Genomic DNA, 22,729 nt, shown 5'->3' with positions numbered 1-22,729 from the left:
CTCTTTTTTGATGAGGTGAAAAGATGGTTTTAGACGAAAATAAGAAAAAAGAAGCTTTGAAGAAGTTGACTAAGGAAGAATACGAGGTCACTCAGAATGCGGCAACGGAGTATCCTTTCACTGGTAAGTACGACGATTTTTATGAAAAAGGCATTTACGTTGATGTGGTGTCAGGTGAGCCGTTGTTTTCTAGCCAGGATAAGTATGATGCGGGATGCGGCTGGCCTAGTTTTACTAAGCCGATTGAGAAACTGAAGTATCACCGCGATCAGTCACATGGCATGGAGCGTACCGAAGTGGTAAGTCCAGAGGCGCAGTCACATTTGGGTCATGTTTTTACTGATGGGCCTATGGATCGTGGCGGTTTGCGCTATTGCATTAATTCTGCAGCATTGCGTTTTATTCCATATGAGAAGCTAGATGAAGCAGGTTATGGCGAGTATAAGAAGTTGTTTGAGTAAAAAATAAGACTGCTAAGTTTTCGCCAATGTCATTAAGTTAAGACATTGACTAATCTGATGACACTTTTTGAGACATTTATCGAATTATTTTATTTGATAAATGTCTTTTTTTGATAGCACAAATAAGCCATCTTAAGATAGCCGTTTAAATTAGTTCAAGCTGCTAGACGATAAGGAAAGCCAACTACTAATTTAACTTTTAGATTTCGTTTATCTTTTCTTCCTGGTCGAATGGGCGTTAAATAAAATGCCACATCTAGCAGTAATTGTGTGAAGTTTTTATCTGAATTATCACTTATACTAAAATATCGTCGCCAGATACAACAGGCCATTTTAAAATCTATTTGATATTGATATTTTCCCTGAGTATACGGTTTTGAGCTCGCAATTATTGATAAACTCACGGCATTATACATTGCAAAATGGGCGTATATTTCCATATAAACAAATTGATCTTTTTTAGAATGAAACTGTATGCCGCTTAAGTCATATTTAAGCTCCCTAAAAGAAGTTTCTATTCCCCAGCGAAGATGATAGATCTCTTTCATTCTAGCTAGAGGATATTCATTTCGATCTAAATTGGTGATGAGGACTTCCCACTCATCGTCTGAACCTGGTGGATTGATTCTAAACTTACAAACTCTAAATCTAACATCACACATATCCTCAAAATCCCAGCGTTGATCTCTGGTATTTTTAGAACGAACAGCTTTATAGTGATGCTTTTTGTGAAGAATCAGGTGAAGAAACTTTTCTGTATCTTTATGGGTGACATAATAATAATGTGACGAAGTTACTCTGCATGATAAGTCAATATCGTATTCATGATTCGACATAGCTACAATTTCTTTAAAAGCACCATCTCCGGATTTTGATCGCATAACATAGTGGCAATGTTTTAATCGATTGCAATTTTCAATTAAATTAAAGCTAATGTAGCCACGATCCATCAGGACTAGAAAATCTTTTTCTTGCTGGGCTAATTTCTTTATCATGGTTAAAGCTGCCTCACGTTCATCCATTTTTTGTCTAGGTTGGATAACCATGTCTAAATATAATTTATTCAAAACATCATAAAAAGCGTTTACATGTATCTGGCAATATTTTCTACCATCTTTGCCTTGAAAAATATTCTTTGATTTTGGATTAAAAGGCTGATCAAAATCGGAACCATCAATCGCTACAACTAAGTATTTGTCATCTAGTAATTGCGGTGCATTGTTTGCCTGACTAAGCTCAGCCATAATTTCTTTAAAGCATTCAGGCTTTAATTTAGCCTTTTGTTGTTCAAAAGCCGAAGCAGTCATTCTAGAATTTATGTCAGGAAAAGCATGAAAAATTTCCGAATTCAGGCTGCCAGCTCCCATGTTAAGAATTAACTTAATCAAATCAGTGGAATTGAGCTTACGACAGCGAGTAAAAGCTTGATCAGATACAGAGAAATCGTGAATGTTGTCAGCGATTTTATTGATAATACTATCCATCAGCTTTAAAATATTTGAGTGAAGGGATTTCATAAGAGGCACAGCTTTCTATGAAAGACCAGATAATATGACGAAAGTGAGCAGAAGGGCAAATAAACTCTGCTTACTTTTTATTTTAAAAAGAAAAAAGACCGAATCAAAATGATTCGATCTTTAAAAGCTGTCGATATAATGTCAATGTCTTAACTTAATGACATTGAAGTTTTCGCTTAGTAGTCTTTTTTTGATGATGTTTTGTTTAAATTCTATTTTTCATAAAACTTGATTTCAGTATTAGCCAAATCAACTGTGTAAGTTTCTTCCTCAAGTGGACGCTTAGTCATGCCTTCATCAGTTGAGTAAATGATCAAAGCTAACTTGCTGCCTGATGGAATAGTGTAGTAGGTAGGTTGAAGCAAGAAGTCCAAATCGTAGAACTTGTCAGCTTCAATTGCTTCAGGCTTCTTCATGTCCTTGTAGTTTTGCATGTTCATGTGGGCCTTAGTGATCAACTTAGCCTTGGTCTTCTTGTCTGGAACAAATTCTTGCAAAGTGTCAGTGCCAAATCTATAACCCAATTCTTGGCCACCACGCATCAAGAACTTAGGTGTTGCAGTCAAACGTTGTCTTTCGCCAAGTTCAACCAAAGCAACAGAAATTTGACCCTTAGGAAGAGAACCTTTGACTCTGACCTTAACTTCAGGACGACCTACGATTGTAGTTGGGTGGATAAATTCATCTGTGACAAAGCGTAAGCTTGGCTTAGCCCACTTTTCATCACCACAGATAAACTTGTATTGCCAGTCGCTTTCAGAAATGCCGGCCTTCTTGAATTCGATGCCACCTACGTCAGTGAATGACTTCTTAGCTTGACCATTGCCATCTGCGTAAAGATCGCCTTCGTCAGTAGGGTAGTAGCTCTTTTCTTGACCTAAATCGTCGTTCCAGTCCTTTTCTTCATGCCACTTGTCAGCTTGCAAGTTGTCTTGAATCATGACTGTTGGCCATTGGTTGTAGGCATTGTTTTCTACGCCAAGGAGTTCATGAACAAACCAGAGGTTCATCAAGTCAGTAAAGTCGATGGAAACGAAGTTGTTCATGTTATAGTGCGGACCTTGGTGCAAGAAGAGGTGGTGCTTCATTGGCATCTTAGAAACGAGTTGCCAAATCTTGTAGACGTTCTTTGGCTTAACGTTCCAGTCGTTTAAACCATGAACTGAAATCCATGAGCACTTGATGCCATCTGCGTGATGACGGTAATTTCTTGCTTCCCAGAAGTCAGAATATTGACCAGTTTTACGGTCTTCTTTTTCAAGTAATTCCTTTTGCATCTTGTCGTATTCTGGCTTGATCTTGAGGTAGGAACCGGCATCCCACAAGTTAGATTGACAAGTTTCAGCCAAAAGGTCAAGGTCTTCACCTTGGCAAGCCTCAGGAGCAATAACCAAACCGTGTTCACGGTAGTAGTCGTACCATGATGAAATAGCAGCTTCAGAAACAACAGTCTTCAGACCCTTGACGCCAGTAGTTGCAATAGCGATTTGCAAAGTACCCAAGTATGAACGACCAGTCATCCCGATGTTGCCGTTGCACCAATCGGCTTTGGTTTGAACAGTTCTGGTGCGGTCGGTGTAAGCAACACGGTCGCCGTGAAGCCATTCAATGACAGCTGCAGCTGATTCAGTTTCTTCAGGTGCACCGGTAATTCTGACACCGTCACTGCCGCGCGTACCGATGGCACCAGCAAAGACGCTAGCAAAACCACGAGCAAGCATATATTCGTTTAATGGGTAAGATGACTTGTGAACTGCTTCTTCAGTTGCTGGGTGGCTTGAGCCGTCTGGCTTTTCTGCCTTAACGATTGGAGAGTGTTCATATTGTGGGTCGTTCCAAGTACTTGCATCGGACAAGTTTTCATCAACGTTGTGGTTTCGTTTTTCGTTGGCGATGATGCCACCGAAGTATGGGGATGCAGTGTAAAGTGCTGGCACCTTGAGGCCTTTGTTAGTTTCGGCAGGACGGAAGACAGTAACTTGAATCAAGTCGCTCTTGCCGTCGTGGTCGGTGTCAAGATCAGTTTCTACGTAAACGACTTCACGGATTACCTTGTTAGTGTCAAAAACAGGGATGGACTTGCCATTGAAGAATTTGAATTCGTTTTGGCCCCAGAATTGAGTGAAGTAGCCTTTACCAGCCATCACATCGAGCAAGATTTGACCATTCTTACTACGAGTGTTGAGCAAACGGTAGAAGGCTGAGATCAATTTGTGATTGTCGCTGATGTCTTGAACAAATGGCAAAGCATTTTTTTGCATAAAGCGAGTTGGGTCATCTAATTGATAGTCGTAGTGAACGTGATAGCCGAGCAGTTGCAAAGCAACGTTGTAGAATTGTTCGGTACCGATGGATTCAGACTTTTCTTTTAAGAAATCTGCTAAAGTTTCATGATCTGAAACAGCGAATTCGTTCAACTTGGCCGTTTTAGCAGCATCAGTTTTGGCTTCAGCGATTGCATTTTTAACGAGTTTTTCAAGCAGGTCGCTGAAAGACCAGTCTTCGTAGTTTCTAGGCAGGAAGTTGATGTCGATTAATTCTTTGACTTGTTGATCAAAGCTGGTTTCAACATAGGCATATTGATTGTATTTCATTGATTTCGCTCCTTTTTTTCTTATTAATTATAGTTTACCTGTTTAAGGTGACAGCGCAATCAAAAAAAGATGAGATCAAGTTAATTTTAGAGTCCTTTTATATAAGTATCAGCGCAATTTTATTTTTAATTATAAAAAAGAGACCTTCAAGAAGACTGCGGCTGCATTGTTGGTCGCGACGACAGTTAGTAGCGGAATGTTTAGCGTAAAGACTACTGAAGTTAAAGCCAGCACTAGTACTCAAACGGCTTTAAAGAACTGGAATAAAGCTAAAGCAGCTGATAAAAACTTGGTTAAAGCATAAATGGAATATTCGAATGCGGAGGCTAAGCCAGGTGTTAAGTATCATGTAAATCGTGTGTTTAAGATGGGCAAGCGTAGTTATGCGCAGATTAAATTAGGACGCAAGTATGTTAAGTTTATATAATGAAAAAGTCGGCGATTTTGCCGGCTTTTTTTCGTTAAAAGATAAAAATTTTAAATGGCGTATAAACGTAAAGCAATGCTAGAGCAACGACTACGATTAATTCAATCGTGTTTCGCTTAGTTAGACGATCATAATTTTCTTCTTTAATTTTATTTTGGTGAAATGCCTGGGTGAGCTGAATACGTCTGACCGCTAGAACGACAGCAATGATCAGATAAATGCTGATGCCGATAATATTTAGAGTTCTCATTCTTATTCCTCTTAGTTGTATTTGTACTAGTTTTTTATTAAAATTATATCAAACAAACGTTCAAACTTCGATATTTTTTAGAAAGGAAAACTGATGGCAAATTATAACTCTAAACGTGAACATTATCGCAATGTGGCCCGCAAACATGAAGCGATGATCGAGCAAAAATATCAATCTCAAATTCGAGCTTCAATTAAAGGTACCAAGGTTTATAGTGTTGATGCTTTTGCCGATAAAGAAGTTGATGATTTTACTCAAAAAGCTAAGCAAATTGTCTGGCCCCTTGCTACCAATCAAGCCGTGATTAAGGCCTGCCAAGATTATCCGCAACAAAAAGTAGCTGCTTTGAATTTTGCTTCATATGTTAATCCTGGTGGTGGTTTTTTAAACGGTGCAATGGCGCAAGAAGAAGCGATTTGTACGCAGTCAGACCTTTATCCGATTATTGCAAGTCAACGTGATTTTTATGCTTGGAATAAACAGCACAGGAATCGCGGCCTATATATGAACCGCGGGCTTTATTCGCCTGATATTATCTGGGATGGGGATGTTCAAAGTGGTGTGCTCACATGTGCCGCACCTAATAAGACTGCTGGTCGTCGCACCTTGCGTGAGCCAGAAGAGCAGATGAAGTTCTACAGTGATGCTGACAGCGCAATGCTTAGTCGAATGAATTTTGTTAAAAAAATAGCTGAAGATCAAAAAGTTGATGTATTGATCCTTGGTGCATGGGGCGCCGGCGTCTTTGGCTTTAAGCCAGCCGAAGTTGCCAAGATGTGGCAGAGGACGTTCGAGCAGCCAACCAGTATTTCAACGGTCGTTTATGCAGTGATCCCAGATGAGCGGCGACAAAATCGCGCAGTGAATGAATTTAAGAAAGTTTTCGAGTGAGCTAGATAGATGTTTTTTAGGTAAATTTAGTTCATAATATAAGTAAATATTTATGTACTAAGGAAAATATCTATGGGACTTTTTGATTTATTTAGTAAAAAACAAAGAAAAGCGAATCAAGCGTTTTTGGCCGACCAGCGCAGCCAACAAGTTATTGCTAAGATTAAAAAACTAGATTTGCCAGCTGAACTTAAACAACAACTGATTAATGCTAAAGTTTATGACATTTGGTTTAACAGTAAGGATTTAGCGCCGCTTAGTAATCTACTGAGTGATCATGAAAAAATCGAGTATGCAGCGCTCGGAATTACTGATCAGGGCGAAGATGTAATGCTAACATGTACTAATCAAAATTTGATTATTTTGAGTAAAAAACATCCTAGTGAAAATAGCCGTGTGATCCCGTTAACAGAGATTATGAGCGTGCTCTTACAGCAGCAAATTATATCTGAAGAATTAACGTTAATAGTGAATAATGAACAAGTTAACATTAACTTACTTAATAAGACAACTGCGGCACTTTTGACAGCAACGATTAAGAAATGGTCGCGAAATGATGATAACCTTGATGAGCAAGTAGAGCAGATTAAGAAGTTGAAAGATTTGCTTGATCAAGGGATTTTGACTGAAGAAGAATTTCAAGCTAAGAAAAAGCAAATTTTGAAAATTTAGAGTAAACGAAACATACTAATCTAGTGTTGGATGATTACTCGACGGAGTAGTCGTTCAACACTTTTTCTTTTACTATGTAAAATGGAGATGAAGCTAATGCTGTAGGGCTCTTGGACACATGATGTCGTAAGCGAAACTGGCAGCTTCACCATTCAATTGAGAATCTCGTCTAAGTATGTTGGCTGTTAAAGTCCAGTTGAGAAACATACTAACCTAAGTATTGGGTTGAAGTTCGACGGAACTTTAATCAAATACTTTATTTTTATCTAAAATAAAGGTGAAGATAAAGCATAAAGTCATATCTAATTTAAGGCAAAAAATGTCGTTTTAGAAACAGGCTGCTTTACCGACTATTTAGAAGTCTCTTCGAAGTATGCAGGCACTTGATGCCGGGTTTAGAAAATAAGAATTAAATAGTTCGATAAGGTATTTTATCTTTAAAACTTTGGGAGGTTCAATCATGGAAAATTGTAAAGTGATTGTTGGCATTGATGTTAGCAGTAAGGACTCTACTGTCTGCGTTCTAATGGATAAAGTTAGGCAGGGTAAGACATTTAAAATAAGCAATGACATGGTCGGCTTCCAGCAGCTTTATAAAAGATTACGTCTTTACTCTGTCATTCCTTTGATAGTCTTTGAATCAACAGGAGTATATTCTTTGAGCTTGCAGGCTTTTTTAGAGAAGAAGCATATTCAATATCTAAAGCTTAATCCTTTGAAAGCTAAAAAGCTGATGGATAATAACCTTCGTCATAATAAGACCGATCAAGTTGACGCTTATCGTCTAGCTCTGATACAGTTTAATGCTCCACAGAAGCTACTTAAGCCTCAGTCTCGGGCATACCATGAAATGCAAAATGCAAGCAGATACTATGAAGAATTGAATAAAGCTATGGTTGTTGCCAAGAATCAGCTTCATCGTAATCTGCAGACAACTTTCCCACAAATTGAAAATCTCATGTGTCATCCTACAGGTAAAATTTATTGGTCAGTAGTTGCCTTATTTCCGCATGCACAAGCTGTTTTAGATAGTAACAAGGAACATATTTTGGGCGAATTAGAAACTATATCGGGATTAAGCCAGAAAAAAGCCGAATACCTTACGCAACGCTTAATCTCTTTGGCTCGATTAACTTGTGCCTATGACAATAAGGATAGTATTGTTATCCGTGCTATTCAAAGAAATATTGCCAGTCTTTTTTCTCTTGATCAGGAGAAAAAGGAAGCACTGGCCTACCTGTATAAATTAGCCAGTAAAAATCAGGCTGATACCCGTATATTAACCATTTATCAAAGCATTCCTGGTATTGCCAAAACAACAGCCTTAAGATTATTGGCTGAATTAGGTGATTTAAGACGATTTGACAGTCCTAACCAAATTGATGCTTTTATCGGCATTGATCCTGGCATCTATCAGTCTGGTGAATTAGACAGTCATTTAAGTATTACCAAACACGGCAATTCAATTGCCAGAAAGATCATGTATTTAAGTATCGGTCAAATGGAATCAGTAAAGACTACCCAGCCCTGTCATATTACTGACTATTATGATAGAAAAAAATCTTCTCAAAGCCGCGGCTTCAAGAAGATTGCCATTGCATCAGTACATAAACTAATTCGAACCATGTATGCACTGGTTACAAAGAATCAATTATATGATTACAACGTAGCCACTAGGAATCAAAGACTTTAGTTGAAATCAAATAATCACTTTCAGTATAACAACCTATGAAAAAACTACAAGAATTCATAGGCTTCTTTGTGTTACCTAATAAATATGCACTAAACTTTTATTTAATCTTTTCAGCTTTATTCGCACCATCTTTTTATTAAATAGAATACGCGTGGTGCTAGTTAAATCGTTTTAGTTAATAAAAAAGTCCAATCGGACTAGACTCAAGTTGTAGTATCAAAAATAAAAGAGTCTGATCTGATTGAACTGCCTTAAGCTTAAGCGTTTTAGCCACCATTTACAAGTTAGTTTTAAAGATTTAGTGATAATTTGTCGGCACTGGTATCGTTTGTATGCACCGGCTGAGTTTACTCATCGGCGAAATATTGATCAAATTAAAACTACGGACAGTCTGATTTTGGCTTTACTTATCTGGCAAGCTAAGACAGGAATTGAATCACAAAGAAGATTCTGTGAATGTTTCAATTGTTTATCACACTCACGTTTTAATCGGCGTTCACGTCAGCTATTGCAATTGATTTATCAGATACGGCAAGAAATGAATAAAAAGGTTGACCTGAATGGACAGTTCTTGATCATTGACAGCTTTCCGGTACCTGTTTGCCAACCAATTCGCAACTATCGTGCTAAAATTTTTCGCGGTTATGCCAACATTGGTTATAAGGACACCAAGAAAATTTACTTCTATGGTTTCAAAGTTCATGCCATTGTTAGCGATGACGGTTACATTCTTGATTATGTCGTAACAAAGGCATCAGTTCATGATGCCAGGGAGACAGTTGAACTGATGGGAAATACCCATCCATCTAATTACTATCTTCTTGGCGACGAAGGCTATTTAGGCAAAGAACTGCATCAACAGCTAAAACAAATGGGTTACGAACTTTGGACACCATATCGTAAAAATATGACAGGAGCTAAAAAGCACAATGATCATCAATTGATGGCTATTCGCAGAACAATTGAAAGCGACTTTTCGCTTCTGACCTATTACAATGCCGAGAACAATCGAGCACGTAGTCTGATAGGCTTTCAAAGCCGGTTGGAAATTGCAATTTTAGCTTATAATTTGGCTTATTGTCTAGAACGATTTAACTAGCACCACGCGTAATAGAATATAAATTAATTAAGAAAATTACTGATAATACTTGATTTTAGGTAGAAAAATTAGATCTGATTGAATTGGGTGAAGGCAGCTCATCTCCAAGTAAAGCGGAGGTTTATTCTTATGGATTTATTGTTTCGGTATTGACGTTAGCAGCCGGAAGTCTAACGTATGCATTATGGTCAATGGCCAAAAAGTTAATGACTATGCCATCTCCAACGATATGGTAGGCTTCAATCAGCTGCTGGATGACCTCAAGCAGGTTACCAACCCGCAGATTATCTTTGAAGCTACTGGCGTTTACTCTAGAAGACTCCAAGCGTTCTTAGATAAGCATGAATTTTGCTATGTTTTGATGAATCCTTTGGAAGCCAAAAAAAGACAAAGGACGACTTGCACCAGAACAAGACCGACAAACTTGATGCCTTGTACCTTGCCAAGCTGCAGTCTGAGCACCCGCAACGGCTGGCCTATGTTCAAAGCGAAGAATATCAAGAATTGATGGCCAACAACCGCATCTACGAGCAGGCTTCGCACGATCTGATAACCAACAAGAATAGACTGCACAAAGCCATTCAGCTCACTTTCCCAGAGATTGAGCACCTAATGGCTAATCCGAGAGGAAAAAACTACTGGAGTACTGTTCTCAGATTCCCGCACCCTGATATCGTATTAGAAACAAAAGAAGCCGATATCATCGACTTCTTAAAGAGCTTATCTGGTATTGGTGAAAAACGTACCAATGATCTGGCACAAAGGCTTATCCGGCTGGCCAAGCTCGCATGCCCAGCTGCCAAAAAGAGCAGCGCACATATTCGTGGCCTTGAAATGGCCATTAACAATATTCTGAGCGCTGAAGAGGCGTGTCAGAGATGACCAAGCTCGCTCCCAAGCGTGATCTGGAGATCCTTAAAAGCATTCCTGGCATCGCCGAAAATACTGCCTTAAGAATTATTAGTGAGCTCGGAGATATCAGACGCTTTAAAAACCCTAACCAATTAAATGCCTTCGTTGGCGTTGACCCTCAAGTTTATGAATCTGGCAACCTCACGGCCCACCTGTCAATTTCAAAGCGTGGGACAGCTATCGGCAGAAAGGTGCTGTACTTGGCAATCAACCAAATTCAATCGGCCAAGAAAGTAGGCAACCCTTGCCATATTGCGGATTATTACGAGAAACGAAAACGGTCTTCTGAGACTGCAAGTCACAAGAAGGCCGCTATCGCATCGATCCATAAATTATTACGGACGATCTTCGCTTTAATTAAGAATGATCAATTATATAGCTATGACGTAGCCAAACATAACCAAAGACTTTTGTCATAAAAATTGATCCAATAGATATTATAACAGCCTCTTTTTTGAAATTACAGAAGGCAGGCTGTATTTTTCATGCCCTAAAGTCAGATATTTGACTTGATTCTCCGGAGGCTCCATTCAAATTAGGCTCTTATTTCAAAATAAAATTACCTAAAATCGTTGATAATACTTGACTTAGAGTAGAAAATGGTGAGCAATCCTTTGCCAACCCGTTTCATCGGGGACTCATTCCTAAAAAAAGGTTGAATCCGTGGCAAATACGAAGAAAATGGCCTGAAAGAGCAATGAATTGCTTTGGGCCAAATATGACAGCAGCCAATTTAATATGATAACATAACTCCTGTAATTTAACTCTGAAGATAATTTTAGCATAAATGCTAATCACTGAGCACGAAAGCAGAAAAAAGCTGGTATATTGGGAATTGCTTTTGATTTTACAAAAAAATATCCATCAAAAAAGGTAAAAATAAAAGAAAATTGAACTAGTAACCCTTGTAGAGCTGTGAAAGTTATGTTAGAGGCGAAAGACTTTTAACAAAATATCGCAGTTTAACATTGATTTAACATTCACCAAGGCATTGATTTAACCTCCTTCCTATAACATTAGGACAGTAGAAATAAGGAGGAAACTAACATGTCGAGCAAGAAAACTAAAGTAGTCGCAGTCGCTCTGGTTTTGTCAGCTATTGTTACAGGATGTGTGATTGGCAGTTCTAAAGCAGATACCAAGGGAGTATCCGGTACGGTCAACGTGGCAGGCTCTTCAGCCTTACTGCCACTCGTACAAAGCGCAGCAAAGAGCTTCATGGATACCAACCCAAACTGCGTGGTTAACACCAACGGTGGTGGGTCCGGCCAGGGGCTGCAGCAGGTCTCTGACGGGACGATTGATATCGGTGACTCTGACCTGTTTGCCGATGAAAAGCTAGACAAGAAGTCAGCCGCTAAGCTGGTTGACCACCAGGTTGCCGTTACGGCGATCGCTCCAGTCATTAACAAAGACGCTGGGGTGACCAACCTGACCACCAAGCAGCTGATTGATGTTTTTACTGGCAAGGTAACCAACTGGAAGCAAGTAGGCGGCAATGACGTCAAGATCGTTCTGGTTAGCCGTCCATCTTCATCCGGTACTAGAGCTACCTTTGAACAGTATGCCTTAAAGGGGCACGCCAGCCTCTCTAATGCCTCGCTTGAAACCGATGACTCTGGTACTTTGATTCAAATGATCCAAAGCGTAGAGGGTTCAATTGGCTATGTTGCCCTGTCATACTTGACTGGGAATCCAGAAGTTGGCGTTGTCTCAATCGATGGGGTCAAGCCAAACCTGACTAATGTCTACAATGGCAAGTACAATGTGTGGAGCTATGAGCACATGTACACCAAAGGTCAGCCCAAGGGCGCTGCCAAAGCCTTCTTGAAGTCAATGATGAGCAAGGAATACGGCAAGAAGATCGAAGCTATGGGTTACGGCGTTGCCTACAAGCTGTCTGACAAGGCGAAGGCTACCCGCAAGGTAACCAAGTAGAAAGGAAGCATTTAATTTATGGACAAAGTAGTTCAAAAAGCCATCGCAAGCGATAAGCGCTGGCGCGCCCTGTATGTCTTCTGTGGCCTGCTGATCGTCGCTTTAACCTTGCTGATGGGGGCTTTCCTCCTTTACCAAGGCAGTCAGACCTTTATCAAGGCCCACCACTCACTCTGGGAGTTCTTATTCACGAGTGAATGGGCACCAAATGACAAGCCTGGAATTTTTGGTGGTAAGGTCGGTGCAGCAATTTACATTGTCGGTTCTCTTGAAACCTGTTTGCTGGCACTGCTTATCTGCTTGCCATTTGCAATCGGGTCAGCAGTCTACATGACCGAAATTTCACCAAAGATCGGTGAAAAGTTCTTCCGGCCGGCAACGGAAATTTATGTAAGTATTCCATCAGTTGTTTACGGTTGGTTTGGGATGACCAAGATCGTTCCCTTGATCAAGAAGATTTTCCACCCAACCATGGGCGGGTTCTCAGTCTTGGCCGCTTCAATCGTGCTGGCAATTATGATCTTCCCAACGATTACCACGGTTTCGGCTGACGCGATCAAGTCCGTGCCTAATAGCTACCGCGAAGGGGCATATGGCTTGGGTGCCACGCGCTGGCAAACGATTGGCAAGGTTGTCCTGCCAGCTGCTTCTGGCGGGATTTTGACCGGGGTTATCCTGGGCTTGGCCCGAGCAATCGGTGAAGCGCTGGCCGTTGCCATGGTTATCGGTAAGACGCGTGCTTTCGCAACCAGTCTGCTTTCGCCAACCAGCAACCTGACAAGCGAAATCGCGGCCGACATGGGCAACACCGCCCAAGGCGGTGAATTCAACCTGGCCCTGTGGACCATGGCCTTGCTGTTGTTCATCATCTCAATCATCCTGATTGTCTTGATCCACAAGCTTGCAAACAGAAAGGAAGACTAATAATATGAACGGTGCTAAGAAAAAAGATCGCTTTATGACCGGGCTCTTCTACCTGATTGGCTGGATTATGCTGATCTTCCTGGTCTACTTGACCTGTACCATCCTTTTCGATGGTCTCAAGGGCTTTAAGCCTGAATTCTTGGGGGTAGCCGGCAACGGGATCTTCAACCAATTCTTCAACACGATTTACTTGGTATTCCTGTCACTGCTGGTCTCAGTGCCAATCGGGATCGGGGCTGGCGTCTACTTGGCCGAATATGCCAATAAGGGCAAGTTCCTGACCATGCTTGAAATCTGTATTGAATCACTTTCATCTCTGCCATCCATCGTTATCGGTTTGTTTGGCTACTTGGCTTTCATTCTGTGGACGGGGATGGGCTGGAACATCATTGCTGGTGCCTTGACGATCTCAATTCTGTCAATCCCACTGATTACCACGGAAACCAATGATGCCATCCAGGCTTTGCCGATTGAATACAAGGAAGGCTCCCTGGGCTTGGGTGCTACCAAGTCAGAAACTATCAGAAAAGTGCTGATTCCAGCAGCCATGCCGCAAATTCTGACTGGGGTCATCATGGCCGCTGGGCGTGGCTTTGGTGAAGCCGCTGCCTTGCTGTACACTTCTGGTCAATCAACTTATGTCAACTGGCAAAACTTCTGGAAGGTTACATCACCAACATCACCGCTGAACCCATTCAGAGCCGGCGAAACTCTCTCCCTGCATATCTGGGTAATGAGAACTGAAGGGGCATTGAACAAAGACGCAACGCAAATTGCCAACTTTACTTCTGCAGTCCTGGTTCTGCTCGCCCTGCTCTTTACTTTGGTAACTCGCCACATCTCAGACAAAATGCGCAAGCGCAATAATGGAGGAAACTAAAAAATGGCTGAACAAGAAAAAGACAAGTTTACGATTGAAAAGCTCAATCTTTACTACAGTGATTTTCACGCCTTGCATGACGTTAACATGCACATCAAGAAAAATAAGATTACAGCTTTCATCGGACCATCTGGGTGTGGTAAGTCAACCTTGTTGCGCTGCTTGAACAGAATGAACGACTTGGTTGAAGGCTGCCGGATCGAAGGCGGCGTCAAGCTTGATGGAGAAGACATCTACAAGGGCAACATGGACGTGACTGTCCTGCGTCAAAGAGTTGGCATGGTCTTCCAGCGGCCAAACCCATTCCCAATGAGCGTATACGACAACGTTGCTTACGGTCCACGGATTCACGGGATCACTGACAAGAAGGAACTGGACGAGATCGTTGAAACTTCTTTGAAGCAAGCCGCCATTTGGGATGACTTGAAGGACCGGTTAAAGAAGTCAGCCTTGGGTCTGTCAGGCGGTCAACAGCAAAGACTTTGTATCGCGCGTGCCTTGGCCGTGAAGCCAGAAGTCTTGCTGATGGACGAACCAACCTCAGCCTTGGACCCAATTTCTACCTCTAAGATCGAAGAGCTGGCCATGCAGTTGAAGGAAAAGTACACGATCGTGATCGTTACTCACAACATGCAGCAAGCCGTACGTATTTCTGATCAAACCGGCTTCTTCCTCTTAGGGGATCTGGTTGAATTTGGCGACACTGATCAAATCTTCTCTATGCCTAAGGATGAACGCACTGAAAAGTACATTACGGGGAGGTTCGGATAATGAGAATTAGATTTGATGACGAGTTGGATGAATTGCACAAGTCCATGGTCGAAATTGGTGAGTTGTGCAAGGACACCATTACGGAAACGACGGATACTTTGTTTACAGGGGATACGCACGAGGCAAATGATTCTATCAATTTGTACCATCGGATTCACAAGAATGAACGGGAAATTGAAGACAGCTGCCTGCGCCTGTTGATGGAGCAGCAGCCAGTCGCAACCGATCTGCGGGTGATTTCCGCTTCATTGAAGGTAGTTTACGATTTGGAGAGAATTGGGGAAATTGCCGCCGATATTTCTGAATTGGTCCTGAATGACCACCTATCAGTTGCCAATGACATGATCAATCTTAAGGAAATGTCACGTGCCGCGACCGAAATGGTCAACGACTCCATCACTGCCTTGGTAAAAGCAGACAAGGACTTGGCAGAAACGGTCATTCGCCGCGACGATCAAGTTGATGGCTTCTTCAACCATGCTAAGGAAACTTTGGTCAAGAGCTTCAAGGAAGATGGCAATCCAGAATACTTGCTTAACCTCTTGATGGTTGCCAAGTACTTTGAAAAGATCGGGGACCATGCGGTCAACATTGCCCGCTGGGCCAAGTTCGTGGAAACTGGCCCAGCGGGCAGATAGATCAGATCTGAGCCACCAGATTTAACCTAGATTTTACAAACCTCTTAATTATCCGTCATAGTCAAAGCATAGGGACTAAACTATAATTAAATGTGACAGATAAATTAAGGGGTTTTTTTATGTTAGAAATTTGGTGTGTCGAAGACGATGAGAGTATCCGCGAAATTGAAATGTATACTCTCCAAACAATGAACTTTAAGACACGGAGCTTTGAAAATGGCATATCCTTTTTCAAAGCACTTAAGGAAAAGAAACCAGATTTGGTTATCTTGGACCTAATGCTGCCAGATGAAGATGGCAGCGACATTTTGCGCCGGATCCGCGGTAATTCTGCCACTAAGGAATTGCCAGTGATTATCGCCAGCGCGAAGACGGCGGAATATGATAAGGTCAAGAACCTGGATTCCGGTGCTGATGACTATCTGACCAAGCCATTTGGGATGATGGAAATGGTCTCACGGGTCAAGGCAGTTTTAAGAAGAACCCAGCGCCGTGAAGAAAAAGACAGAATCGAACGAGATGGAGTCAAGATCCTGCTCAAGCGCCATGAGGTCTTTGTCAATGGCGAAGAAATTGAGCTGACCCTCAAAGAATACGGCTTGCTTAAGCTGCTGATTACTCATCCGGAAACTGTCTTTTCCCGGGAAGAGATCATGGATCAAATCTGGGAAACCGGTTTTTACGGTGAAACCCGCACGGTGGACGTTCACGTAAGAACTTTGAGACAGAAATTGGGTGAGGCTGGTAAGCATATCGAGACGGTGCGGGGTGTCGGCTATCGCTACCATGAAGGAAATTAATGTTTAAAAGAATTTTCCGAGCAATCTTCGCGTCGACGACATTGGTTTTGCTGGTGTCAGTCGCATTAAGCGCATTGTCCTTAAGTATCGATTTTGACAATACTGAAGTTCGCAACTTGACTTCACAGGCTAACTTGGCCGCGGCCGGGGTCAATGCCGGCGGAGTGAAGTATTTAAAGGAATTGCGGGGAGAGAATTATCGGGTCACCTGGATCGCCCAGAACGGCAAGGTCCTTTTCGACAATGAGGAGAACCCCAAGAAAATGGGGAATCATGCCCAGCGCAAGGAAGTCGCAGAAGCGATGAAGAAGGGGACGGGCGAGAGCGAGCGCTTCAGCACGACCCTTTCGACCGTAACCCACTATTACGCTGAGCGCCTTAAGGATGGCAGCGTCGTCCGCGTCGCAATCACGCGCAATACGATGCTGCTGGCCTTGCTGCACCTGATTTCACCGCTCTTGATCATTCTCCTGGGGGCAACGGCAATTTCTTGGCTCTTGGCCAAGAAGATCTCCAAGACGATCGTGGAACCGTTAAACAGCCTGGATCTGGACCATCCCCTGGCGAGCTCCAACTATGAAGAAATCAAGCCGCTGCTTTCACGGCTTGACAGTCAGAACAAGCAGATCTCTGACCAAATTGAGCAGCTGCACCATCGCGAGAAGGAGTTTAAGACGGTCACGGATGCCATGCAGGAAGGGTTGATCCTGATTGATCTGGACGACAAGATCCTCCTGTCAAATCCAGCCGTGATGACCTTGCTGGACTTGGACGACAATTCCAAGCTGCCTGAAGACGTAAAGAAGATCGTCAATAAGAACAACCGGACCGAGCATGCCGAAGGAATCATCAAGCGTCATGGCCGCAGCATTCAGGTCAGTGCCAGTCCAATTACCAGCCGCAAGGTTCTTAAGGGGACTTCGATTCTGGTCGTGGACGTCACGGAAGAATATCATGAAGCGCAAATTCGCCGTGAATTTACGGCCAACGTTTCCCACGAACTGAAGACGCCGCTGCAGTCGATTATGGGTTCGGCCGAGCTGCTAGAAAATCACTTGGTCAAAGACGAGGACAAGGACAAATTCTACCAGAAGATTCATGCTTCATCTTCCCAGCTGCTGACCTTGATCGACGATATTATCCGTTTGTCTCATCTGGATGAAATGCAACAGGTTGAAGAACGGCGGATCGACTTGAAGAGTCCGGTCCAAGAAGCCATTGATGCCCTGCAAAGCTCGTTTGAGCGCCACAATATGACGCTGATTGCCAATCTTGAGTCAGTCTACCTGACGGCCAACTTCCGTCTGTTGTATGAGATAGCCTACAATTTGATTGACAATGCAATTCGCTACAACAAGCCCGGCGGCCACGTCAAGGTGACGGTTGGTGAGCGGGACGGCCACGCGGTCTTGGAGGTCGCAGACGATGGGATCGGCGTGCCGGCAGAAGCCCAGCAGCGGATCTTTGAACGCTTCTACAGAGTTGATAAGAGCCACAGCCGCAAGACTGGCGGGACAGGCTTAGGCTTGTCGATCGTCAAGCATGCGACTGAGCAATGCCATGGCTCAATCAAGCTGTTCAGCGAATTGGGCAAGGGGTCAACCTTTACGGCTACCTTCCCAATTGCCCATGAATAAAGCTAAAGAAAAGTGTCTGGGAAGAAACTAATTTCCAGGCCATGAAAAAAGCGATGAACTTCATAAGAAGTCATCGCTCTTTTTGTATACTTTAAACCCATTCCTTGATATTATTTAATCACCACAAAAAAACAATAGAAAGTGGGCCTAAACATGTATCAAAATTATATCACAGGACAAACTACTTTATCATTAAATTTAGATTTTTCTATCCCTGCAAATCACATTGCCAGTGTTATCAGTGAATTCGTTGATTCTATTCCTAACGAAGTTATCTTAGAAACCACTTCTAATACAGGCAGACCTGCATATCACCCGGCAATGATGCTTAAGATTTTACTCTTTGCTTATTCTAGAAGAGTTTTTTCAGGCAGAAAAATTGAAAGAATGCTAGAAGAGAATCTGCCCATGATGATTTTGGTTGACAATAGAAAGATTTCTTATCACACGATCAATAATTTCAGATCAAGCGACCATGCCAATAAGGTAATTAAGCAGTGCTTTGTCTACTTTACTTCATTATTAGAAGATGAGGGATTAATCCGTGAAAATGCAGTTTTTATCGATGGTACTAAGATTGAAGCGGACGCCAACAGGTACACTTTTGTCTGGCGAAAAGCTATTGAGAAGTATCATGCCAAGTTAAAGGAAGACGTGTCTGCTTTATATGAAGAACTGATCAATAAAGAAGTAGTCAAAGCCATGGCCGAAGAAGAAGCCCAAACTAGTCAAGGCTTAGAGATTCTGGCTCAAGAAACGGAAAAAGAAGTTGAGAAGCTGACCGAGAAAATTGATCGAGAACCTAAAGCCATTCCAGGCGGATCAAAAAATAAGGCCAAGCGCCGTGAATTAAAGAAGATCGCACATAAACTCAGAAAAGATTTTATTCCGCGTGCTAAAAAGTACGAAGAAGCTGAAGAGATCTTTGCTGGCCGTAACAGCTACTCTAAAACAGATCATGATGCCACCTTCATGCATATGAAAGAAGATCATATGAAAAACGGGCAGCTAAAGCCAGGCTACAATATTCAGGCAGCGACTACTAATCAATATATAGTTGATTTTGCCCTGTTTCCTAATCCGACTGACTTTAGAACATTCGAACCATTTCTAGACCAAATGAAGTCCAGATGAATTCTCGATAAGTTTCAAAATATTGTGGCCGATGCGGGCTATGGCAGTGAATACAATTACTCGATTCTGGAAGAGAATTATTCAGATAAGAACTATCAGATTCCGTATACCCAATACGAAAAAGAACAAACGCGAAAATATAAGAAAGATCCATCAAAGGTCGACAACTGGTACTATAACGAAGAAGAAGACTATTACGTAGATAAATCAGGCGTCCGCTTCAACTTCAAATATTATAGTCAAAGAAAAGATCGATCTACTGGCATGGTCAGAAACTTTAAGATCTATGAAGCCGACGAGTTCCAGCTAACTGAAGAACTGACCCAATTGGCTAAAACCAAAACAGGTCGACAAAGACAGATTCACTACAATCCTAACTGGCAGTATTTAAAAGAAAAAGCAAAAGAGACTCTTCAAAGCAAAGAAGGCAAACGCATCTATGGCTGTCGCAAGTCAGATGTGGAGCCAATTTTTGGGCACATGAAGAGTGTATTTGGTATGCGCAGAACGCATTTAAGAGGCAAAAAGAAAGTCGAAACGGATGTCGGTATCATGTTCATGACGATGAATCTGAAAAAATATGGAGCCAAGAAGAAGGTAAAGCCTTCGAATTTTCATTTCAAAAACAAAAAAACACAGGAATTCACTAAAAATAATGAATTTCTGTGTTTTTATATCCGGGCTAAAAATCGAGTTTCTTCCCAGACACTTTTCGTCGGATCAAGTAAATTCCGAGCTTAAGGGCAATATTTAGAAAACCGCCGATTGCAATAATAAATTGAACACTTACCAATAACATCTGGTAGATTTTGACTATCTGCGCCAATAAATATGGTCAAGCTCTACGTCAAAGCACTCTTTTGGAGTCTTGTAGTTTAAGATCTTTCGAGAAAGAGAGTTGCACCATACTTCGATATTAGCAATGTCTTCCGCGCTACCTTTATCCATGCGATCTCCCTTAGGAATATAGCGTCTGATAAGCTCGATGCGGCCTTTTACGCTACCTTTATTACAGAATGTATAAGGGTGAGCATAGTACACAAGCGTCTTGGAAACTTGCTCAAGATTTGATAGATCCGCGAACTCGGAACCGTTGTCGGTTGTGATAGACTTAAATATTCTGTTCCATGCTGGACTCCAAAGAACGGCAAACCAGGCGACCCTGTAACTCCGAAGGATCCAACCAAGGACACTGCGGTTCCATACGATCACACCATAACCCCTGGTGAGACTACGGCAACTGGCAAGGTGGAAGGTCTTCCAGAAAAGCCTGCAAAGTCTGCAAAGGCGCCGGCCGAAAAGCTGGTCAAGGCTCCTGTCAAGGCACCTAAGGCCGTCAAGACCGCTGAACCGGCCAAGACGATCAGTATCAAGGAGTCTGCGTAAGCTCAAGACCAGCTACCGCAAACCGGTGAAGACAATTCCAAGGCCGCCTTTGGCTTAGGACTTGCTTCCATCCTTGGCGGAATCGGCATCCTGGGTGCTTTCAAGCGCAAGAAGAAGGAAAACTAAATAAACCAGAAAAAGGCAGATGATCTCAAGAATTGAGGGCATCAGCCTTTTTTAGTTGCGCAATTTCTTGAGCAGCTCTGCCACCACGTCGATCAGTGTAAGTGCCCAATAGCGCGGTATCTATCGACCTCTGTTCAATAGTCATATACTGTTCTTAACAATTGAATACGGAGGTTATGACTGAACATCCAATCGTACCGCTCGAACTGCCAAAGGACAGAATCAGACCTAAGAATAGGCCCGGAAAGAACCAACTTGTTCTTAACCTGAAATCCAATGGGGTTGAGCTGTCATTTTACAGTGATGCCATTAATGAGCTTATGCTCGAAGTCGTAGACAGGTTCTTGAGCCATGATTAATCTGGCAGAACTGGGTCGCGTGTTCATTGTTTGCGGTAAGACCGACATGCATCGAGGGATCGATTCGCTTGCTTACATAGTTAAGAAGAGCTTCCATCTCGATCCCTTTTCCGGGTGCTTTCTTTTCTGTGGCAGTCGAAAGGACCGCTTCAAGGCACTTTATTGGGATGGCCAGGGCTTCTGGCTGCTCTATAAACGCTTTGAGAATGGGAAGCTTGCCTGGCCAAACAATGAAGACAAAGTGCGAGAGCTGTCCGATGAGCAAGTCATGCGCTTGATGCAGGGCTTTACCATTGATCCTAAAATTAAAAACACAAGAGCTCGTGAATGTATTGATTTCACGAGCTCTTGTGTTTTTATGCCTATGAATCAGGGAGGGACAACAACCATGACCGACAAAGACACTTCAGCTTTAATCGAAATGCTCAAAGCAACTAACGAAGAGTTGCTCAAGCAGGTTGCCCTTCCTACTGAACAAGTTAGGCTGACGGCGAAGATGACGAGGACTTGCCCTCGCATTACCGAAACTATTACTTATAAGAGGCGCAAGCAGGTCGGCAGAAAGCAGGACATTTTAGCTTCTCTTCCAGGCGAGCAGGTTCATTACCGATTGGGTGACTTTACCTGCCCGGACTGCCGCCACGAGCTGAAAGAGATCGGCGTCTTCTGCGCTGGACAAGAGCTGCTGTACGTTCCAGCCAAGGTCAAGAGAATCGACCACATCCAGCACTGCAGTGATGAAGCACCGGCTGACAAGATTATCAAGGCTCCTGCCTACCGACAAGAAAAGGACTTGCGGCGCATGGGCCTTCCGCTTGATCACAAGACGGCTTCCAATTGGCATATCAAAGTCTGTGAGTACTACCTTTCCAGCCTTTACGAGCGCTTGAGACAAGAGCTGCTAAAGCTAGAGGTCATTCACGCAGATGAGACGCCGTACCGAGTTCTAGACAGCGAAACATACTAATCTAGTGTTGGATGATTACTCGACGGAGTAGTCGTTCAACACTTTTTCTTTTACTATGTAAAGTGGAGATGAAGCCAATACTGTAGGGCTCTTGGACACATGATGTCGTAAGCAAAACTGGCAGCTTCACCATTCAATTGAGAATCTCGTCTAAGTATATTGGCTGTTAAAGTCCGGTTGAGAAAATTAGATCTGATTGAATTGGGTGAAGGCAGCTCATCTCCAAGTAAAGCGGAGGTTTATTCTTATGGATTTATTGTTTCGGTATTGACGTTAGTAGCCGGAAGTCTAACGTATGCATTATGGTCAATGGCCAAAAAGTTAATGACTATGCCATCTCCAACGATATGGTAGGCTTCAATCAGCTGCTGGATGACCTCAAGCAGGTTACCAACCCGCTGAACGAGCAATCAAGACGCTAGTAATTGGGCGCAAGAACTGGTTATTCTCTCAGAGTTTTAACGGAGCCAAATCTTCAGCTATCATTCTTAGTTTGATTGAAACTGCAAAACGCAATGATTTAGATCCAGAAAAATATCTAAAATATTTGCTCTATAAATTACCCAATGAATCAACTCTGACAGACAAAGCAAGTGCAGGCAAGCTGCAGATACATTTTGAATATAATTAACCCCATCTTAGCACAAGCCAAG

Annotated in this window: 18 protein-coding genes and 8 pseudogenes; 22 read left to right on the top strand and 4 right to left on the bottom strand. The window is 42.4% G+C overall.

Going from position 1 to position 22,729, the window contains the following annotated elements:
- Positions 1–23 precede the first annotated feature (23 nt).
- Positions 24–461 carry a peptide-methionine (R)-S-oxide reductase MsrB gene (gene msrB / locus LA20531_RS02090; protein WP_056940762.1) on the top strand — a complete coding sequence of 146 codons (438 nt, stop codon included), beginning with the start codon at positions 24–26 and terminating at the stop codon, positions 459–461.
- A 155-nt stretch (positions 462–616) separates the two neighbouring features.
- Here the strand turns inward: msrB and LA20531_RS02085 are convergent, their stop codons facing one another.
- Together LA20531_RS02085 and LA20531_RS02080 are read right to left on the bottom strand one after the other, a co-directional pair.
- Positions 617–1,978 carry an IS4 family transposase gene (locus tag LA20531_RS02085; protein WP_099202230.1) on the bottom strand — a complete coding sequence of 454 codons (1,362 nt, stop codon included), beginning with the start codon at positions 1,976–1,978 and terminating at the stop codon, positions 617–619.
- 212 nt (positions 1,979–2,190) lie between these two features.
- Positions 2,191–4,572: a Xaa-Pro dipeptidyl-peptidase gene (locus LA20531_RS02080; protein WP_056940699.1), complete on the bottom strand. Its 2,382-nt coding sequence runs from the start codon at positions 4,570–4,572 to the stop codon at positions 2,191–2,193.
- Between the two features lie 169 nt (positions 4,573–4,741).
- Here LA20531_RS02080 and LA20531_RS11815 point away from each other — a divergent pair, with 169 nt between their 5' ends.
- Both LA20531_RS11815 and LA20531_RS11810 read left to right on the top strand, forming a co-directional pair.
- On the top strand, positions 4,742–4,876 hold the full coding sequence (locus LA20531_RS11815) for a hypothetical protein (RefSeq protein WP_257790264.1): 135 nt from the start codon (positions 4,742–4,744) through the stop codon (positions 4,874–4,876).
- Entirely contained in the window at positions 4,877–4,999 is a 123-nt protein-coding gene (locus LA20531_RS11810; protein WP_257790263.1) for a hypothetical protein, read from the top strand.
- 34 nt (positions 5,000–5,033) lie between these two features.
- Here the strand turns inward: LA20531_RS11810 and LA20531_RS02075 are convergent, their stop codons facing one another.
- The gene (locus LA20531_RS02075; protein WP_014565983.1) at positions 5,034–5,249 is read right to left on the bottom strand and encodes a hypothetical protein; all 216 of its coding nucleotides are present in this window, start codon (positions 5,247–5,249) and stop codon (positions 5,034–5,036) included.
- 93 nt (positions 5,250–5,342) lie between these two features.
- On the opposite strand from LA20531_RS02075, the gene LA20531_RS02070 reads away from it, so the two are divergent.
- From LA20531_RS02070 to LA20531_RS02010, 13 genes and pseudogenes are all read left to right on the top strand, one after another.
- A complete protein-coding gene (locus tag LA20531_RS02070; RefSeq protein ID WP_056940700.1) occupies positions 5,343–6,140 on the top strand; it encodes a TIGR02452 family protein in 798 nt (265 codons plus the stop codon).
- 72 nt (positions 6,141–6,212) lie between these two features.
- Positions 6,213–6,812: an SHOCT domain-containing protein gene (locus tag LA20531_RS02065; RefSeq protein WP_022087364.1), complete on the top strand. Its 600-nt coding sequence runs from the start codon at positions 6,213–6,215 to the stop codon at positions 6,810–6,812.
- A 460-nt stretch (positions 6,813–7,272) separates the two neighbouring features.
- On the top strand, positions 7,273–8,505 hold the full coding sequence (locus tag LA20531_RS02060) for an IS110 family RNA-guided transposase (RefSeq protein WP_025015408.1): 1,233 nt from the start codon (positions 7,273–7,275) through the stop codon (positions 8,503–8,505).
- A gap of 241 nt (positions 8,506–8,746) precedes the next feature.
- Positions 8,747–9,604 carry an IS982 family transposase gene (locus LA20531_RS02055; protein ID WP_099202228.1) on the top strand — a complete coding sequence of 286 codons (858 nt, stop codon included), beginning with the start codon at positions 8,747–8,749 and terminating at the stop codon, positions 9,602–9,604.
- 184 nt (positions 9,605–9,788) lie between these two features.
- Positions 9,789–10,935, top strand: a pseudogene (locus tag LA20531_RS02050) (IS110 family RNA-guided transposase).
- Positions 10,936–11,563: 628 nt separating this feature from the next.
- Positions 11,564–12,454 carry a phosphate ABC transporter substrate-binding protein gene (locus LA20531_RS02045; RefSeq protein WP_056940668.1) on the top strand — a complete coding sequence of 297 codons (891 nt, stop codon included), beginning with the start codon at positions 11,564–11,566 and terminating at the stop codon, positions 12,452–12,454.
- 18 nt (positions 12,455–12,472) lie between these two features.
- Complete coding sequence (gene pstC / locus LA20531_RS02040; protein ID WP_056940667.1) at positions 12,473–13,378, top strand: phosphate ABC transporter permease subunit PstC; 906 nt, start codon at positions 12,473–12,475, stop codon at positions 13,376–13,378.
- A 4-nt stretch (positions 13,379–13,382) separates the two neighbouring features.
- On the top strand, positions 13,383–14,258 hold the full coding sequence (gene pstA, locus LA20531_RS02035) for a phosphate ABC transporter permease PstA (protein WP_056940666.1): 876 nt from the start codon (positions 13,383–13,385) through the stop codon (positions 14,256–14,258).
- Positions 14,259–14,261: 3 nt separating this feature from the next.
- Complete coding sequence (pstB, locus tag LA20531_RS02030; protein WP_013642200.1) at positions 14,262–15,029, top strand: phosphate ABC transporter ATP-binding protein PstB; 768 nt, start codon at positions 14,262–14,264, stop codon at positions 15,027–15,029.
- The gene (gene phoU / locus LA20531_RS02025) at positions 15,029–15,667 is read left to right on the top strand and encodes a phosphate signaling complex protein PhoU (RefSeq protein ID WP_056940665.1); all 639 of its coding nucleotides are present in this window, start codon (positions 15,029–15,031) and stop codon (positions 15,665–15,667) included. The genes pstB and phoU overlap by 1 nt, the downstream gene beginning before the upstream one ends.
- 119 nt (positions 15,668–15,786) lie before the next feature.
- Positions 15,787–16,467, top strand: coding sequence for a winged helix-turn-helix domain-containing protein (locus LA20531_RS02020; RefSeq protein WP_056940664.1), 681 nt, complete (start codon positions 15,787–15,789; stop codon positions 16,465–16,467).
- Positions 16,467–18,104 carry a sensor histidine kinase gene (locus LA20531_RS02015; protein ID WP_056940663.1) on the top strand — a complete coding sequence of 546 codons (1,638 nt, stop codon included), beginning with the start codon at positions 16,467–16,469 and terminating at the stop codon, positions 18,102–18,104. Before LA20531_RS02020 ends, LA20531_RS02015 begins: the two co-directional genes overlap by 1 nt.
- Before the next feature lie 153 nt (positions 18,105–18,257).
- Positions 18,258–19,992, top strand: a pseudogene (locus LA20531_RS02010) (IS1182 family transposase).
- A gap of 59 nt (positions 19,993–20,051) precedes the next feature.
- On the opposite strand, the pseudogene LA20531_RS02005 reads toward LA20531_RS02010, so the two are convergent.
- Positions 20,052–20,366 (bottom strand): annotated as a pseudogene (locus LA20531_RS02005) (IS30 family transposase); the annotation flags it as partial.
- Between the two features lie 273 nt (positions 20,367–20,639).
- On the opposite strand from LA20531_RS02005, the pseudogene LA20531_RS11985 reads away from it, so the two are divergent.
- The 6 genes and pseudogenes from LA20531_RS11985 to LA20531_RS01975 form a co-directional block, all read left to right on the top strand.
- Positions 20,640–20,750: pseudogene (locus LA20531_RS11985) on the top strand (LPXTG cell wall anchor domain-containing protein); the annotation flags it as partial.
- 176 nt (positions 20,751–20,926) lie between these two features.
- Positions 20,927–21,109 carry a hypothetical protein gene (locus tag LA20531_RS11485; RefSeq protein ID WP_056940150.1) on the top strand — a complete coding sequence of 61 codons (183 nt, stop codon included), beginning with the start codon at positions 20,927–20,929 and terminating at the stop codon, positions 21,107–21,109.
- Positions 21,102–21,395, top strand: a pseudogene (tnpB, locus tag LA20531_RS11480) (IS66 family insertion sequence element accessory protein TnpB); the annotation flags it as partial. The gene LA20531_RS11485 and the pseudogene tnpB, both read left to right, overlap by 8 nt.
- A gap of 210 nt (positions 21,396–21,605) precedes the next feature.
- Positions 21,606–22,067 (top strand): annotated as a pseudogene (locus LA20531_RS01985) (IS66 family transposase); the annotation flags it as partial.
- A 311-nt stretch (positions 22,068–22,378) separates the two neighbouring features.
- Positions 22,379–22,474, top strand: a pseudogene (locus tag LA20531_RS11980) (hypothetical protein); the annotation flags it as partial.
- Positions 22,474–22,707, top strand: a pseudogene (locus LA20531_RS01975) (transposase domain-containing protein); the annotation flags it as partial. The pseudogenes LA20531_RS11980 and LA20531_RS01975, both read left to right, overlap by 1 nt.
- Between the last annotated feature and the right edge of the window lie 22 nt (positions 22,708–22,729).

Origin of the sequence: Lactobacillus amylovorus DSM 20531 (genome assembly GCF_002706375.1) — a bacterium.
In the GTDB taxonomy this organism is placed as follows: Bacteria; Bacillota; Bacilli; order Lactobacillales; family Lactobacillaceae; genus Lactobacillus; species Lactobacillus amylovorus.
This window is presented reverse-complemented; position numbering and strand designations above follow the sequence as displayed.